The organism is Kitasatospora sp. MBT63 (assembly GCF_000710465.2).
Classification (GTDB): domain Bacteria; phylum Actinomycetota; class Actinomycetes; order Streptomycetales; family Streptomycetaceae; genus Kitasatospora.
In genome coordinates this window covers 1-14,693 of record NZ_JAIZ01000400.1, presented here as the reverse complement: position 1 = coordinate 14,693, position 14,693 = coordinate 1, and the positions used below count along the sequence as shown (strand labels likewise).

At 71.6% G+C, this 14,693-nt stretch carries 13 protein-coding genes and 2 pseudogenes; 7 read left to right on the top strand and 8 right to left on the bottom strand.

Annotation, left to right across the window (positions count from 1 at the left end):
• A partial coding sequence (locus AA75_RS49635) for a hypothetical protein (protein ID WP_033822041.1) occupies positions 1-374 on the top strand: 374 nt, incomplete at its 5' end.
• A 250-nt stretch (positions 375-624) separates the two neighbouring features.
• Positions 625-1,806 carry a hypothetical protein gene (locus AA75_RS22780; RefSeq protein WP_051813086.1) on the top strand — a complete coding sequence of 394 codons (1,182 nt, stop codon included), beginning with the start codon at positions 625-627 and terminating at the stop codon, positions 1,804-1,806.
• Between the two features lie 72 nt (positions 1,807-1,878).
• Here AA75_RS22780 and AA75_RS22775 read toward each other — a convergent pair whose 3' ends face one another.
• Positions 1,879-3,801 (bottom strand): putative Ig domain-containing protein, encoded by a 1,923-nt coding sequence (locus AA75_RS22775; RefSeq protein ID WP_082526748.1) that lies wholly within the window; start codon positions 3,799-3,801, stop codon positions 1,879-1,881.
• A 546-nt stretch (positions 3,802-4,347) separates the two neighbouring features.
• Between AA75_RS22775 and AA75_RS22770 the strand changes: the two genes are divergently transcribed.
• The gene (locus AA75_RS22770) at positions 4,348-4,878 is read left to right on the top strand and encodes a hypothetical protein (protein ID WP_158515549.1); all 531 of its coding nucleotides are present in this window, start codon (positions 4,348-4,350) and stop codon (positions 4,876-4,878) included.
• A 543-nt stretch (positions 4,879-5,421) separates the two neighbouring features.
• On the opposite strand, the gene AA75_RS50980 is transcribed toward AA75_RS22770, so the two are convergent.
• Positions 5,422-6,117: a hypothetical protein gene (locus AA75_RS50980; RefSeq protein WP_199520393.1), complete on the bottom strand. Its 696-nt coding sequence runs from the start codon at positions 6,115-6,117 to the stop codon at positions 5,422-5,424.
• Positions 6,118-6,375: 258 nt separating this feature from the next.
• On the opposite strand from AA75_RS50980, the gene AA75_RS22760 reads away from it, so the two are divergent.
• Complete coding sequence (locus AA75_RS22760; RefSeq protein ID WP_033822038.1) at positions 6,376-6,774, top strand: multicopper oxidase domain-containing protein; 399 nt, start codon at positions 6,376-6,378, stop codon at positions 6,772-6,774.
• Here AA75_RS22760 and AA75_RS53520 read toward each other — a convergent pair.
• Positions 6,772-7,088 (bottom strand): annotated as a pseudogene (locus AA75_RS53520) (helix-turn-helix transcriptional regulator); the annotation flags it as partial. The gene AA75_RS22760 and the pseudogene AA75_RS53520 overlap by 3 nt on opposite strands.
• 101 nt (positions 7,089-7,189) lie before the next feature.
• Between AA75_RS53520 and AA75_RS22750 the strand changes: the two are divergent.
• Positions 7,190-7,747: a DinB family protein gene (locus AA75_RS22750; protein WP_033822036.1), complete on the top strand. Its 558-nt coding sequence runs from the start codon at positions 7,190-7,192 to the stop codon at positions 7,745-7,747.
• Positions 7,748-7,816: 69 nt separating this feature from the next.
• Here the strand turns inward: AA75_RS22750 and AA75_RS22745 are convergent, their stop codons facing one another.
• The 3 genes from AA75_RS22745 to AA75_RS22735 all read right to left on the bottom strand — a co-directional run bounded on the left by AA75_RS22745 (position 7,817) and on the right by AA75_RS22735 (position 11,256).
• Positions 7,817-8,368, bottom strand: a complete 552-nt coding sequence (locus tag AA75_RS22745) for a DUF4232 domain-containing protein (RefSeq protein WP_051813084.1) — start codon at positions 8,366-8,368, stop codon at positions 7,817-7,819.
• Positions 8,369-8,656: 288 nt separating this feature from the next.
• Positions 8,657-10,600 (bottom strand): YhgE/Pip domain-containing protein, encoded by a 1,944-nt coding sequence (locus tag AA75_RS53735; protein ID WP_033822035.1) that lies wholly within the window; start codon positions 10,598-10,600, stop codon positions 8,657-8,659.
• Positions 10,597-11,256, bottom strand: a complete 660-nt coding sequence (locus tag AA75_RS22735) for an ATP-binding cassette domain-containing protein (RefSeq protein ID WP_063794418.1) — start codon at positions 11,254-11,256, stop codon at positions 10,597-10,599. Before AA75_RS22735 ends, AA75_RS53735 begins: the two co-directional genes overlap by 4 nt.
• Positions 11,257-11,555: 299 nt before the next feature.
• On the opposite strand from AA75_RS22735, the gene AA75_RS22730 reads away from it, so the two are divergent.
• Positions 11,556-12,434 (top strand): hypothetical protein, encoded by an 879-nt coding sequence (locus AA75_RS22730; protein ID WP_033822034.1) that lies wholly within the window; start codon positions 11,556-11,558, stop codon positions 12,432-12,434.
• A 368-nt stretch (positions 12,435-12,802) separates the two neighbouring features.
• Complete coding sequence (locus AA75_RS45885; protein WP_033822042.1) at positions 12,803-13,786, top strand: helix-turn-helix domain-containing protein; 984 nt, start codon at positions 12,803-12,805, stop codon at positions 13,784-13,786.
• A 28-nt stretch (positions 13,787-13,814) separates the two neighbouring features.
• On the opposite strand, the pseudogene AA75_RS22720 reads toward AA75_RS45885, so the two are convergent.
• Together AA75_RS22720 and AA75_RS22715 are read right to left on the bottom strand one after the other, a co-directional pair.
• Positions 13,815-14,006: pseudogene (locus AA75_RS22720) on the bottom strand (IS5/IS1182 family transposase); the annotation flags it as partial.
• Between the two features lie 121 nt (positions 14,007-14,127).
• Positions 14,128-14,693, bottom strand: a 566-nt coding sequence (locus tag AA75_RS22715) for an NADPH-dependent F420 reductase (RefSeq protein WP_033822032.1), incomplete at its 5' end; no start/stop codon positions are given.

Here is a 14,693-nt window from a genome sequence, read left to right as displayed (position 1 = left end):
TCCGCATCATCTCCGCCCAGGTCACCGTCACCAGGCCCGATCTCGACGCTGGCAACCTCACCGTCAACGGCATCACCAGGACCAACGGTGCGGTGACCATGATGCGAATGCACCGACTCGGAACCATTCGGACCGACACCAGGTTCATTGCGCAGTCCGACGGTTTGCTGATCGCTCAACTTTATGCGGGCAACCCGGGGGTGTGCGAGGTTGTCACCAGCTATGACGCACAGGAGGTCAGCAGCAGCAACCGGACAGTGGTGGGCCCTGTCATGAAGGGCGTGCCGATTAGCTTCAAGTGGAGCCAGCCAGGTGCCGCCGGAGCGACCCTTTACTACTTCGGTCATGCCATCGACAAGCCTGCACCCGAGTAGTCCACGGACGTCCAGGCGACGGCGGCCCAGGGCTGCGCGGAGGATGAACGGCACCCGCCCAAGCCACATAGTGCCGAGCGCCTGGTCTGGCCGCCTTCCGACGCTCCGGGCCACGACCCTCGCGCCCGAGAGGGACTCTGGCCTACCCGCCGATCCTCAGCCTGCCCCGGATCGGCGGCGTTGAGAACCCCCCCCCCGTGCCGCCCCGGCCCCGGGGCGGCACGGCCACCCACCTTCCAAGGAGCCAGCCGTGACCCTGGTCATCCAGATGCAGGACTTCGCCGGCACTGCCGCGAGCGATCCGCTGCTGTCCTACACCGTGACCACCACCCCGAGTCCGTTGAAGGCGTCGCCGGAGAATCCACAGGCGCCCGAGGAGATCGGGGAGGTGGTGATCTCGGTGTCGCGGCAGAGCGGTACGCCCGCGGATGTGAAGTCGATCCGGGTGAAGGTGCCGGCCGGCGTGATGTCGCCGGACCTGGCGACGGAGCTGGCGAAGGTGACGCCGAGGATCACCTTGGCCGGTTGGAGTGCCCGGTTGGACGCCGCGGCGAAGGAGTTCGTGTTCTCGCCGGCGGCGGATCACACGCCGGTCGGCCCGGATCTCGGGTTCACGATCCAGCTGTCGGACATCCCTATGAGCCGTAAGGTCGGGACGGCGCCGATCACGGTGACGGAGTCGTCCCGGACCGGCAGTTCGGCGTTCCAGGACCGGGTCACGGTCTTCAACCTCGGGAAGTTCCCGGCCGACTTCTATCTGCGGAACTTCCTCTGCGAGCCGTCGATCATCCAGAACGGCGGCGACGTCAAGCTGACGTGGGAGCGTTCCGCGAACGCGAAGTACGACCTGCTGTACCCGGGCGTCGAACGGGACGTCACCGACCGCAGCAGCCTGGAGCTGGAGGGCATCAAGGCCGACACCACCTTCTACCTGCGCGCCACCACCGGCGACCCCTCCAACCCGGTCGTCCGGATCGTCTCGACCCAGGTCACCGTCCTCAAGCCCGATCTGGACATCGGCAGTCTGACGGTCGCGGGCGTCACGACCCTGCATGGCGAACTCGTCGTCAGGCAGAGCGCCGACGCCTTCGTGACCTGGGAGTTGGCCGCTCTCGGCTCGGACACCGTGGGGGAACTGCGGCAGCGCTGGACCGCCCCGACCTCCGGATGGGTGACCGTGACCGTCCGCAACGGCTCGGGAAGCAGCAAGGCCGAACTCTGGAGCGGCGCCCCGGGCTTCAACGCCCACGCGCACTGTCCGCCGGGCACGGAGGGAGCATCCGCGATGCTTCCGGTCAAGGCCGGCCAGGACTTCGGGTACGCACTCAGCCGGGGCAGCAGCGGCAACCGGATCAAGGTCGACTGGGTGGGCATCGGTGTGGACACCCGTAAGCCGGTCTACCTCGGTGCCACCGACGGCGGGCCGATGTGAACGCGCGGGGGCCGCGGCGCACGGCCGTGGCCCCCTGGTGCAGTGGTACTCCGGTGCCCTGGTGCCCTGGTGTCAGGAGATGTTGAGGGCGGTGTCGTCGATCACGAAGCTGGTCTGCAGGGAGCTGTCCTCGGCGCCGGTGAACTTGACCGTCACGCTCTGGCCCGCGAAGGCGGAGAGGTCGTAGCTGCGCAGCACGTAGCCGGTCGCCTTGTTGAGGTTGCTGAAGGTGGCCAGGGTGGTGGAGCCCGCCTGGACGGTCAGCTTGTCGTAGGCCGTGGAGGTGGTGGTCTCGGCGGAGTCGATGTGCAGGTAGAAGCTGAGGGTGGCGTGGCAGCCCTGCGGGAGGGTCACCGTCTGGGCGAGGGAGTCGGTGTGGGTGGAGCCGTAGCCGTCGAGCCAGGCCTTCCAGCTGCCGGCGTGGGCGGCCTGGGAGGCGCTGTTGTCGACGACGCCGGAGCTGGCGGTCCACGGGGCGGCGCTGCCGGTCTCGAATCCCGCGTTGCCGAGCAGCTGGACCGGGGCGCAGTCGCCGCCGGTGCCGGTGACCGTCCAGGTGAAGCTGGTGGAACCCGCGGCGCCGGTGGTGTCGGTCGCGGTGACTGTGACGGTGTAGGTGCCGGCGGTGGTGGCCGTGCCGGTGATCAGGCCGGTGGCGGAGTTGACGGACAGGCCGGCGGGCAGGCCGCTGGCGGAGTAGCTGAGGGTCTGGCCGGTGGCGGAGTCCGTCGCGTGGATCTGCAGGGAGGCCGAACCGCTCTGCGCGGTGGTCTGGTTGCCCGGGTTGGTGACGGTCACGGTGTTGCCGGAGCTGGTGCCGTTGGTGAAGGCGGCGGTGCCGTTGGGGGTGCCGAGGCCGGTCGGGCCGTCGTACCCGGTGGCGGCGGTGCAGAGGTAGGACGGCGAGCAGCTGCCGTTGGCGCCGCTGGTCACGTCGTAGAGCGAGGAGGTGTGCGCGTACGGGTAGGAGGCGGGGCTGGTGCCCGCGGCGGGGGCACCGGCCAGCGCGTAGACGGCGGCGATGATCGGGGCGGAGGCGCTGGTGCCGCCGTAGACGTTCCAGCCGCTGCCGCCGTAGGTCTGGTAGACGGCGACGCCGGTGGCGGGGTCGGCGACGGCGGAGACGTCCGCGACGGTGCGCCTGGCGCATCCGCTGTCGGTCTGCCAGGTCGGCTTGGCGTCGTACGCGGAGCAGCCGGAGCCCGCGCCGTTGCCGCCGGAGCTGGTGCCCCAGACCTTCTCGGTCCAGCCGCGGGCGCTGGAGTTGCGGCTGAGGCTGGTACCGCCGACGGCGGTCACGTACTTGGAGGACGCCGGGTACTCCGCGCCGTAGCCGGAGTCACCGGAGGAGACGGTGATGGCGACGCCCGGGTGGTTGAAGTACGCGGTGTCGGAGGCGGTGTCGGTGGAGTCCTCGCCGCCGCCGTAGCTGTTGGAGACGTACTTGGCGCCCAGGCTGACCGCGGTGTTCACGGCGGCGCCGAGGTTCTCCATGGTCGCGCTGTCCGCCTCGACCAGCAGGATGTGGCAGTTGGGGCAGACGGCGCTGACCATGTCGACGTCGAGCGAGATCTCGCCGGCCCAGCCGCTGTCGGCGGTGGGGTAGCTGGTGCCGCCGCGCTGGTCGACCTTCTTGAAGCAGCCGTTGGCGGTGGTGCAGGCGGGCAGCCCGTACTGGGTGCGGTAGGCGGCGAGGTCGCTCTCCGCCTTGGGGTCGTCGTTGGAGTCGACGATGGCCACGGTCGCGCCCGCGCCGGCGGAGGCCGGCAGGTTGTAGGCCGAGGTGAGGTCGGCCGGACCGTAGCCGGACGGCGTGGCGTCGGGTGCCAGCGTCCGCTGCTGGCCGAGGTCGGTACGGGCGAGCGCCAGGCAGGCCATCTCGCCGGGGTGGCTGGGGGCCGCGCAGACCCGCCTGGTGCCGACGGGGGACTGGGCGCCGGTGTCGGTGGCGGTGGCGCTCGGGGCGGCCACGGCCAGGAGGCCGGTGGCCGCCATGGCCAGGGCCGGGAGCCCGGCGAGGAGTCCGCGGAGTCTGGGCAGGTGCGGGCTGCCGCTGGGGGAGTGGGAGCGCAAGAGTCGACCCTCCGTGGGGTGAGGGCGCGGCCGGTCCCGGCAGGGGTGTGCGCCGGTGCTGGCCCGTGCCCGTGCTGACGGATCTCGGCATGTGCCGACCGGCCGCGGCTGGTGGCCGGGAGCCGGTCCGATGCGCTGTACGGGAGTGGGGTATCGCAGTCGACTGTCAGGGGCCTGACAGCATGCTGGGCGCGCCAAATTGCTTACCCGCTGGGGCAGTTGTTCGGCTGCGTGGCTTCGACGCTACTGACGGCCGTGGCGGCGCGGCAAGGCCGGGCCGCCAGCCTTTGCCGGGCCTTGTCCATGGCTTGCCAACCGCGTGGCGCGGGCGGCCGCACCCGAGGGGGCGGGCCCGGCGCCGCCTGCCCGCGGACTCCGACGCACCGCTGCGGGACCTGTCCCCATCCGGCCGAGGGGTACAGCTTCCGATCCGGCGCGAACGCGTGATCCAATGAGTCCATGGGGGATATGCGAAAGACCTATGGGCCGCTGGAACTCGTCTCAGGGCGTTGGGTGGTGGGAGACTCCCACCGGCCGGACGGTTGCTGGGTGGAGTTCCGAACAGAGGGAATGGTCCGGCTCGAAGGCGGCGCCGAGGACGAGGTGATTCCCTGGTCCAAGGTCATGCTCGGGATCGGTATCCAGATAGGGCACGGGACGAGGGGATCGGCCTCTGAGGGTGAGCTCGGGTTGACGGGCATACTCGGCGGCCTCCCCGGCCCCTTCAAGGGACGCGGGGGTGGCCACCTCAGCATGACCCTCCGCCACCCGTACGAGGACCGGAAGCTGACCTTCGACCGGCACGCCGCCTGGTACAAGCCGACACACATCCTGCTCCTGGCCGAGCTGATGACGCAGACGGTCGCTGCCGGTGACGCCCACCGGCTCGGCGATGCCGACTGGCTCGCATGGGCGGTCGGTCGCCTGGAGCTCGTGACGTCCTGGCCGATCGGCCGTCAGCCGGCGGCGGTGGTGCAGGCGGCGCTGAAGGACGAATGACTGTCCGGTCGATCCGGCGACTCGCTGGTACTCCATCCGTAGCGGGGCTGGTCGCGTCATCGACCGGGGGCCGGTGGGGCGTTCGAGGGCGGTGTTGACGGCGAGGAAGGGGTGCGCGAGCGGGGCCAGGGTGACCCAGCGGCGTACTTGTTGCTCGTCCGGTCCCGTCGGCGCCTTCGAGCCCTGGAACGTCTCCTCGACCGTCCAGCGGCTTCCCACGAGCTCGACCAGCTGGAGAGCAGCGCCGGGGCGAGGGACAGCGGTAGTGGGCCGGCTCGCCGGTGCTGCGGTTGCGGCGGATCGTCAGGTGCTGATGGCCGCCCGTCGGGGGCGGCCGCGGTGCGGGCGACGGGCTCCCAGTCGTAGTGGCGGTGCCCCTTCGCGCCGTGTGCGACCGTCAGCCGCTCGAACTCCTCCGGCCGGCAGGCAGGGACCACGTTGCGGCCTTCGGCCACCACAGGGCCGTCTGTCTTCGCACACCGATGATCGGCGCTGGCTGCACCTGTCTGAGCGCCGGCAACATCGCTCCTTACGGCCGGAGCGTCAGTAGGGTGGCCTCGGCCGGGGTCCCTCCGAGAAGTACGTCCGGATCAGCGAGATCTCGGCCACGCGGTGTCGGCCGGACAGGGCCGATTCGGCGGCCTGTCGGTCATTGAACGGCCGGTATTCGCGGCGGTGTTGGGTGGCACCTTCGAAGGACTGCTCGTTCGAGAGCAGGGGGAGGGACTGCTGGTCGCCGACCATCGTGATGACGAGGTAGTCGTCCGTCGCGGGGTCGACGTAGTGACGGCGCTCGGCGGTGTAGCCGGAGCCGGATGGAAGCGGCGCCGGGGAGCCCTGCCAGCCCTGGGCGGTGAGTGCTTCGTGCCACCTGCGGGCCACATCCTGGAGCCCGCCGTCGAAGGTCACGTACAGTGCCGTCTGCCGCTGGCAGAACACCGGGAGAGCAGAGTCGGAGTCGAACTCGCGATGCCCCCGGAGACAGCGGTCCAGGGTCGCGTCCCCCAAGGATCTGGGCGAGCCCGGGAGCGCACCGGATATCTCGGACAACCGACGGTCCAGCTCCACGGACGCAGTCCGGCTGGCGGCCGCCACCTGGGGTGATCGCGCGACACCCCCGATGCCCGGCCAGATCGGGACGTAGCCCCAGTACGCCCCGGCGGCAACCACAGCTGTGGCTAGCACGCCGGCACCGATGGCCAGCCTTCTGCGCCGCCTGGGTGATCTCGTTGTGGCCATGCGGCGATGCTGCCATTCATGCGTCTCGACTGCGTCACGACCGCGTCCTGATGGCATACGGGCCCCTTGTGAGGCGGGCGGCGGGATCGGCGGAAGACCTGGAGACGCGGGCCCCGACCCGGCCGCCCCCGGGCGCGCCGCCGTACCGTGCACGTGTCGGGACCGTCCGCGGAGGAGCACGGCGTGCCGCGGCGGTGCAGTGCCGGACACTTCGGACGGTTGGTCATAGATTGTCCGCTCACGGGAGTGAGTGGCGGGATGAGCCGCCGGTCGGTGCTCAGGTCGGGCGTGGCCGTCGGCCTCACCGTCGCCGCCGAGGGGTCCGCCGCCGCGGGGTTGGCGGCCGGGCGCGCCCCGGCCGCGGTGGCGCGCGGCTTTCCGCAGCCGCCGGTGACCACCCCGGCACCGGCGCCGGGCGCGGGCGGCCGGGTCCTGGAACAGGTCCTCGACGTCCGGTTCACGGACGTCCTCGTGCCGAGCCACGGCCGGCTCACCACCCGCACCTACAACGGCGCGATCCCGGGGCCGACGCTGCGGGCACGGGCCGGGGACACCCTGCAGATCACCCACGTCAACGGCTTGCCGCCCAACCCGCCCCACCACGGCGGCCACAACACACCGCACCGCCCCAACACCGGCATCACCTGCACCACCTAGTGCCCGCACCGAGGCCTCGGCGATGCCCTCCACCGCGCCCTCCGCGGCGGCCTGCAGGCCGACGGCCAGGGCGACCGCCTCCTCGTCGTCGATCACCAACGGCGGCAGTGCCGCTCCCGCGGCCAGCTGGTAGTCGCGGTCCACACCGTGCTGCGACTCCACCGGGTAGCCCAGTTCGCGGAGCCGGTCGATGTCGCGGCGCAGGGTGCGGATCGAGACGTCCAGCCGATCGGCCCGTGGTCGTCGCCCGGCCAGTACCGGTGGGCCTGGAGCAGGGAGAGCAGCCGCAGCGTTCGGCGGCTGGTGTTGGCCATGGATCCGATCCTCCCGCTATTCAGGTCAGAAGGTGACCGCTATGGCTCCTAACGTTGACCTTGTCGACGGAGCAAGAAACCACGGAAGGCGGAAACCCCCCATGAGCGAGACCCTGACCGTCAGCGAGTCCACCACCGACGCGCCGGCCGCGACCGGCGAGCGCGCCGACCTGCTGGCGGCGCTGGCCAAGCAGCGACACTTCCTGCGCTTCACCACCCGTGACCTCACCGATGAGCAGGCCGGAGCGCGGACCACCACCAGCGAGCTGTGTCTGGGCGGCCTGATCAAGCACGTCGCCTCGGTCGAGCGGACCTGGGCCGCGTTCATCGTCGACGGCCCGGCGGCGATGCCCGACTTCACCACCTGGACCGAGGCCGACTTCGCCCGCCGGGCCGACGAGTTCCGGCTCCTGCCCGGTGAGACGCTCGCCGGTGTGCTGGCCGACTACGACGAGGTGGCCCGCCGCACCGACGAGCTGGTCATCACCCTTCCCGACCTCGGTGCCACCCGGCCGCTGCCGAAGGCGCCGTGGTTCGAGCCGGGTGCGCAATGGTCCGTCCGGCGGGTGCTGATGCACGTCGTCGCCGAGACCGCCCAGCACGCCGGCCACGCCGACATCATCCGCGAGGCGATCGACGGCGCGAAGAGCATGGGCTGACCATCCGGCCGCCGCGGGGCACTCGGCCGGCGTCGCTGCCGGCGCGCGCCGAGTGCCGACGGCCGGTTCCTACCGGGTGACGGGCGGGCTCATCCGGACCTCGTTGCCGCAGATGGTGATCTCCGGCGGCTTGCCACTGCGGTCCACCACCGGAACCCGGACTCCGCTGCCGTCACCTGGCGCGGCCACGTCGGCGGCGCCGGCGGTGACGAACACGCAGTTGCCGCTGTCGGGCCCCTTGCCGTTGAACTCGGAGTAGCGCAGGGCGATCACCACCTTCGTACCCGCGCCCAGCGCCACCGGAGCGGGGCTGCCCGTTCCGACCCAGGTGGCCTGTGGGCCCTTGCCCAGGTGGAACTCGAGCTTCGGGTACCCGGTCAGGGTGCAGCTGCGGGTGCCGGCGTTGACGGCGACGAGTTCGGCGTTCGCCGGATCCTTGGCGCCGGTGCCCGTACCTGCGTCGGTGAGGCGGGTGAGGGTCCACCTCAGGTCCTGGGTGGAGCACTTGGGCGCCTGCGAGCTGTCGGAGCTCCTGGCCGTCGTGACCGCGCCGGTGGACGGCGCGGCGGACGGGGCGGCGGCCGGAGCACCGGACTGGCCCGCGACCGGTACGACCGACACCGGCGCGACCGCAGCAGTCTTCGGCGGACTGGCTGTGGAACCGGAACTGCAGGCCGTCAGGCCGAGCCCGGCACACAGCACGGGAACGGAGACCGTCAACAGAGAGCGCGAACGCATGGATCCCCCCGGATCGTCAGGACGGCCGGCGGGCCACCTCCGCCCGGTCCGGTCGTGCGTTGTCGGAAGTGAGGACACCATGACAGCTGCGCCGGTTGCGATGGACACGAACTTCCCGGGATGAACCTCAACCCTCCTGGCGCCACCCGGCCACCGGCCGGGCTCTCGGGCTCACAGTTCGATGTCGGGGTGCAGTCGGGCCACGGTCCAGCTGCGCTGACGTCGGACGGTGAGGGTCGTGATGGTCAGGAAGGCGAGGCCGAAGCCCGCCAGCGTGGCGATGTCCCGCAGCAGGTGGGAGGTGAGACCTCCGGAGATCGTCACGCGCAGGCCGTCCACCAGGTAGGTCATCGGCAGGAGTGGATGGATGGCCTGGAAGAACGCGGGGGTGGTCTGCATCGGGTAGAGGCCGCCCGAGGCGGTGAGCTGGAGGATCAGCAGGACGAGGGAGAGCACGTCCCCGACGGTGCCGAACGCGGTCCGCAGGCAGTGGTCGACGGCGACGAAGGCACCGGCGCCGACCGCGAGCAGCGCCACCGTCTGCAGCGGTCGTAGCGGGTGGAGTCCCAGGGTCAGGTCGACGACGCCGTACAGGACGAGGGCGCCGATGACGCCGAGTGCCGCGCCGGGGAGCCAGCCCGCGACGGCGATTGTGGTGGAACGGGTGCGGTCGGCCAGCGCCCGCCGGTTGACCGGCCGCAGCAGGAGGTAGGCGAAGAGCCCGAACACCCACAGGGCGATGCCGAAGAAGAACGGGGCGAGCCCGCGTCCGTACACGCCGGCGGGGTGCAGGTTCGAGCGGTCGATGCGCACCGGGGTGCCCAGGACCTGGGACGCTTCGGCGAGTTGGTCGTTGCTGAGTTCCGGGATCTTCGCCTTCCCGTTGCCGATCAGGTCGGCGAGCTTCGTCGCGCCGTCGTGCGCCTGGTCGGCGGCGGTCCTGAGCGTGCCGGATCCCTGCTGCAGGGTGGCGAGGCCCGCCGTAACGGTGTCCGCGCCGGCGGCCACGCGCTGCGCGCCGGAGTCGATCAGGGCGAGGGGGGTCCGGGCGTCGCGGATCTGCTGCTGGAGCGCGGCGGTCGACGCCCGGATGTCGGTGGCCTGTTGGAGGGTCTTGTGGGCGTTGCCGGCCGCGGTCGTGGCGCGGCTGTCGATCTGCCCGGCCGTGTCGTCCACGGTGGTGGCGTCCCGTAGGGCGAGTTGGAAGAGCGGGTCGTTGCGGAGTTCGGGGTGCGCGTCGGCGAGGCGGCCGAGGTCGGTCACCGCTGCTGCGGTACCTCGCTTGACCTGGCCGGTCCCGTCGTGAACTGCGTCGAGGCCTTGGGCCGTGAGGCTCGCCGCGTTCACCAGCGCGTCGGCCGCGGTGGGGAGTTGCTGGGCGGCTGCCTTGTCGAGTGCGGCGGTGGCCTTGTCGACCTGGGCGGCGGCCTGGCTGATCTGTCCTGCACCGTCGGCGAGTTGGGCGGAGCCGGTGTGGAGGGTGGCGGTGGCGTCGGCTGCGGCCGAACTTCCCTGCTGGGCGATGGTGGTGGCGTTCACCAGGGCCTGTGCCCCGTCCGCCGCCGTTCCCAGCTTGGCGCGGACGTCCCCCAACTGGCCGTAGATGCCCCGGACGTAGGCCTCGTGGGCGGCGGAGTTGACCTGGTCCTGGAGCTTGGACTGGACGACCTCCGTCATGACGCCCGCGATGTAGTTGTTGGCGTCGTTGAGCTCGATGTGGATCGCCGCCTGCAACGGCTGCTGGTCAGGGCCGGTGGCGAGCCTGGCGCTGAAGTCGGCCGGGATGTGGACCGTGAAGTAGTAGCGGCCGTGCTCCAGGCCGGCGCGGGCCTCGGTCGCGTCCACGAATTTCCAGTCGAAGTCCCGCGATGCCTTGAGTTGTTGGACCAGTTGGGCTCCGGCGTCGACGCGCAGGCCCTGCCGGGTGTCGGCGGGCCGGTCCTGGTCGACCACCGCGACGGGGATCCGATGCGTCTTGCCGTACGGATCCCAGTTCGCCCACAGGTACATCGCCCCGTAGAGCAGCGGGATCAGGCACAGCAGCAGCGGCACCCAGCGGCGGAGCGGCCCGCGGAAGCTCCGCAGTTCCAGCAGGGCCAGCCTGATCGCGGTCATGCGCACTCCTCGGTGACGTGCGGTGCCGGGCACTGTTGTGTGCGGCCTTCCTGGCCGGTCCCGGGTAGGCGGTTGCGGCTCAGCCGGGGCAGCGCCACCAGGGCGGGCGTCGGGTCGAGCGCGCCGGGCGGGTCGCAGGCGCCGGCCAGCACGGTGCACCCGGTGGCGCACACCCGGCTCAGTGCCTGCCACAGGCGCGTATGGTCGGCGGCCGGGCAGCTGCGGTCCACGTCGTCCACGACGATCGCCGCCGGCTCCGCGGCCAGTGCCAGGGCGACCGCCAGCAGGAGCCCGTCGGCGGGGGACAGGTCCCGGACGAGCTCGCGGCCAGGTACCTGTAGGTCGACCACCTCGAAGGCGTCATCGATGCGACGCCACGCCGTCTTGGGCGTCAGGATGCGCCGTTCGGCGATCAGTTCGCTCACGCGGAGTCTGCCGTCGAGACCGACGGCGGGCTCCGCGCGGGCGACGGCGACCAGGTCGCGGACCTGTCGTTCGGCACCGGGCAGCAGGTGTCCGCCGACCCGCACCGCCCCCGAGTCCAGCCGCATCCGGGCGGCCAGCGCGAGCAGCAGGGACGTACGCCCCGACCCGCCCGGGCCGTGCACCACCAGCAGGCCACCCGCCCCGACCCGCAGGTCCAGGCTCTCGAACACCGCTCCTCGCGGTCCGCACACGCTCACGCCGCGCGCGACCACCTCAACACCGGGAATCCTCACCTACCGTCCGGTATCCCGGATCGGCCGCATGATGCTGTAAGCCGCGTCACAACTCCGCCGACTCCGGGCCGTCAGCACCCGGTTCACGGACGGCTTGACCTTCACTCCGGAGGGATCAGCCCGTCGGCGGGCGAGCTGGATTGCGCGCAAGGGGGACCAGGTTGCGAGGCGGTCGGGTGCTGCGGTGGAATCGGGCGGGCTGTGCACCTGCGGCCCGGACGGGGAGGGATCGGTTCATGGACGGGACGACGGCGCTGGACGGCGTGCTGCAGCAGGCGCACCTGGTCCGGGTGAGCTCGGTGAGCCGCTCCGGGGCGGACGGAGAGATCCGGGTGGACCTCTCCGATCCGGCGGAGTCGGCCCGGCTCAGGACGGCCATGGCCGTCGAATCGCTGCCCGGGTTCCACTGCATGTGCCTCGGGGACGTCCGCTTCGAGGTGTTCGACCGGGACGGTGGGCGGCTCGCAGTCGTCGTCCTGCACCATGGGGCGACACTGAGATGGGGGCAGTGGGAGAGCGACGCCGTCCTCGCCGACGGCCGCCCGCTCCTGGCGTGGCTGGACGGGCACGGCATGCCCGGCCCGATGCAGCAGTTCGAGGCCGACCGGCTACGGGCGGAAGAAGGGGCCGAGGAGGAGCGCAGCTGGCTGGCCGCGATGCCCGCCGGACTGGAGGGGGCCGCCGACCGGATCCTCGACCTCTCCCGCACCGGCGGCAGGCCCTCCTCCGAGTTGCTCGTGGAACTCACGGACCGACTACAGCTGACGTTCCCCGACCCGGTGGAGCGGGTGCTGGCCCTGCTCGACTGGTACGGCTCCGGCAGCGGGCGCTGCTCGGGCTACCCCGTCCACGAGGGCGTGCCCGGCGAACTGCTCGGCAGGGTGCCGATCGCCGACGTGCTCGCCGCCCTCGCCGACCCGCGGGCCGAGGAGCGGCACGACGCCGGGGCCGTGCGGCACCTGGTGGGCTGGAAGACCCGCCCGCGCCAGAAGCGGGACGTCGCCGGCCTGCCCGAGCCGCTGCGCGCCCGACTGCTGGCGCACGCCCGCCGCTCCGGAGACTCAGACAAGCAGAGCCGCGCAGAACGATGGTTGGCAGCACCCCCGCGGACCTGAGACCCTCCGGAGCGTCCGGCGCCCGGCGAAGGCGACGTTGTCGGCAACACGGCCGTGGGCGGCACGGGTCGTAGTCGCCGGAGACTCACCGAGCCCTGCTGCACCAGACCCGAGATCAATCTGACCGGCCGTCCCGGGCCTGGTCAGGGCGGGCCTGTATAAGCGCAGCGTTGGCCGCAGCGCCGTCCACCAGCGTTCTCCTCTCGAGGCACTCGGACGGCAGACCCCCGCCGAGCTGTTCGCCGCCGCTCTGACAGCATGACACCTGCGGCGTTGCGATGATCATGAGAATCCACCAACTGCGAGGGGATCGGAGCGGGATGCACGGTACTGGAGCGGAGGTCGACGGCGCGCGCGGGGTGTTCGCAGTGGACTCGACTGCCCAAGGCGCCGCACCGGGGGGACTCGACGTCTTCCGGCGCGGGTGGGAGACGCAGGTCGGTGACGACGTCTTTCAACTGCCGGCCTTCAGCACGGATACGATCGGTGACTTCCGGGTCAAGGGCAATGTGGCCAAGGTGCACGGCGCGGCGATCGCCGATCTTCACGCCGCGTCGGCCACCCGGACCGCGGACGTCCCGGGCGGCGATCAGGACCTGGTTGCCATGTACGTCGTGCGGCGCGGCGCATGGACTCTGGAAGGCCCGCCCGGCTACGGCGACCGGACCGTGTCGGCTGGGCAGTTCCTCGTCCGGCACCTCGGGCGCCTGACGGCCTTCGAGACGACGGCGCACCTCACGGCGAAGTTCCTCGTCCTGCCCCCCGGCGAGCTCAAACCCCTGCTCGGGACCCGGGTCATCACCGGGCCGGCGGACTCGGCCGAGATGCGCTTGCTGACGGCCCTTACGGACATGATCCACATGACCGTGGCCGACCTCGGCCCGGCCGGTGTGGCGGCTGCCCAAGGCACCCTGGTCGAGCTGGCCAAGGCGGTGGTGAAGGGCCGGTTCGACGACGTGGAACCCCGGTTGGCTCCCGCGCTCACCCAGGCGGCCAAGGACCTCGCGGACCGTCGGCTCGCCGACCCCGAACTCTCTCCGGCCGTGCTCGCACGTGAACTCAACGTCTCCGTCCGTACGCTGCACCGGGCATTCGCCGCGGTGGGTGAGCAGGTGACCACCTACATCCGCCACCGGCGACTGCATGAGGCCCGGCTCGCCCTTGCCGCGCCGTCAGGGCGCCTGAGCATTTCGGAACTCGCCGCACACTGGCAGTTCGCGGACGGCAGTCACTTCACCCGGGCTTTCAAGAAGCACTACGGTCAGACTCCCACCGAGTACGCCCGCTCGACCGGAGCGGCCTCGCTCTCGCCGAAACAGCACCCGCCGGGCCACGGGCCCGAAAACGCGTGACCAGAGGTACGGCCGCGGTTCAGCGGATGCCGACGCCGATCCGGAAGCCGGTGACGATCTGGGCGAGGGTGTCGTGCCTGCACAGAGGCACCGGCGCCACCAGGGTTCGCCGGGAGGGCCGAAGCTTGCACCGGCGGTCACCCTCGGGGGTGACGATCAGCGGGGTGACCCACCCGACGAGCGCATGCGGCAGGTCCAGTACGGCAGGACAGGTGACCAACGAGGCTCCCCGGCTGGTTGCTTGAGACGTGAGACATCTCGCTCAACACCGCCCGGGCGCCTCGTCCGTTCTGCCCTTGTGCCGCTTGCCCGCCGCCCGCAGGGGCGGTGCGCCGTGCGGGTCAGCGGGCGATCGAGATGGCGAAGGGTGTGAATCCGTCGGCGCGGATGACGTGCGGGACGAAGAGGATGGCGGCCTCGGTGGCGCGGGCGGTGCGGATTGCGCCGAGGTCGGTGATCCAGTCCTGGTGCCAGCCGAGGTCGGTGAGCAGGTCGCGGACGGTCTGCTTGGCCTGCGGGTCGTCGCCGGAGAGGAACGCGGTGGGCGTCCGGGTGAGGGTGGCCGGGGCGGTCATCACCGGGAAGAGCATGGTGTTGAGCGTCTTGACGACGTGGGTGTCGGGGAGTGCCTCCTGGAGCTGCTCGGCGAGGCTCGAGCCGGGGTGGATCAGGTCGCCCGGCAGTCCGTCCGGTCCGTCGACGGTGGCGTTGGAGACGTCGATGAGGATCTTGCCGCGCAGCTCGTCCCGCAGGGCCGTGAGCCGTTCCAGGGAGCCGGCGCCCGGGGTGGCGTTGATGACGACCTCGGCGCTGCGGGCGACGTCGGCGGCGGCGCCCGGCGCGCGGTCCGCCACGGTCACCTCGTGCCCGGCCCGGGTGAGGGCGGCGGCCAGGTTGCCGCCGACGC

Bases quoted from the DNA above. Each gene is read 5' to 3' on its own strand.
- AA75_RS22775 (WP_082526748.1), bottom strand. From the start codon at position 3,801: ATGGCGGCCACCGGCCTCCTGGCCGTGGCCGCCCCGAGCGCCACCGCC.
- AA75_RS22770 (WP_158515549.1), top strand. From the start codon at position 4,348: ATGCGAAAGACCTATGGGCCGCTGGAACTCGTCTCAGGGCGTTGGGTG.
- AA75_RS50980 (WP_199520393.1), bottom strand. From the start codon at position 6,117: ATGGCCACAACGAGATCACCCAGGCGGCGCAGAAGGCTGGCCATCGGT.
- AA75_RS22760 (WP_033822038.1), top strand. From the start codon at position 6,376: ATGAGCCGCCGGTCGGTGCTCAGGTCGGGCGTGGCCGTCGGCCTCACC.
- AA75_RS22750 (WP_033822036.1), top strand. From the start codon at position 7,190: ATGAGCGAGACCCTGACCGTCAGCGAGTCCACCACCGACGCGCCGGCC.
- AA75_RS53735 (WP_033822035.1), bottom strand. From the start codon at position 10,600: ATGACCGCGATCAGGCTGGCCCTGCTGGAACTGCGGAGCTTCCGCGGG.
- AA75_RS22730 (WP_033822034.1), top strand. From the start codon at position 11,556: ATGGACGGGACGACGGCGCTGGACGGCGTGCTGCAGCAGGCGCACCTG.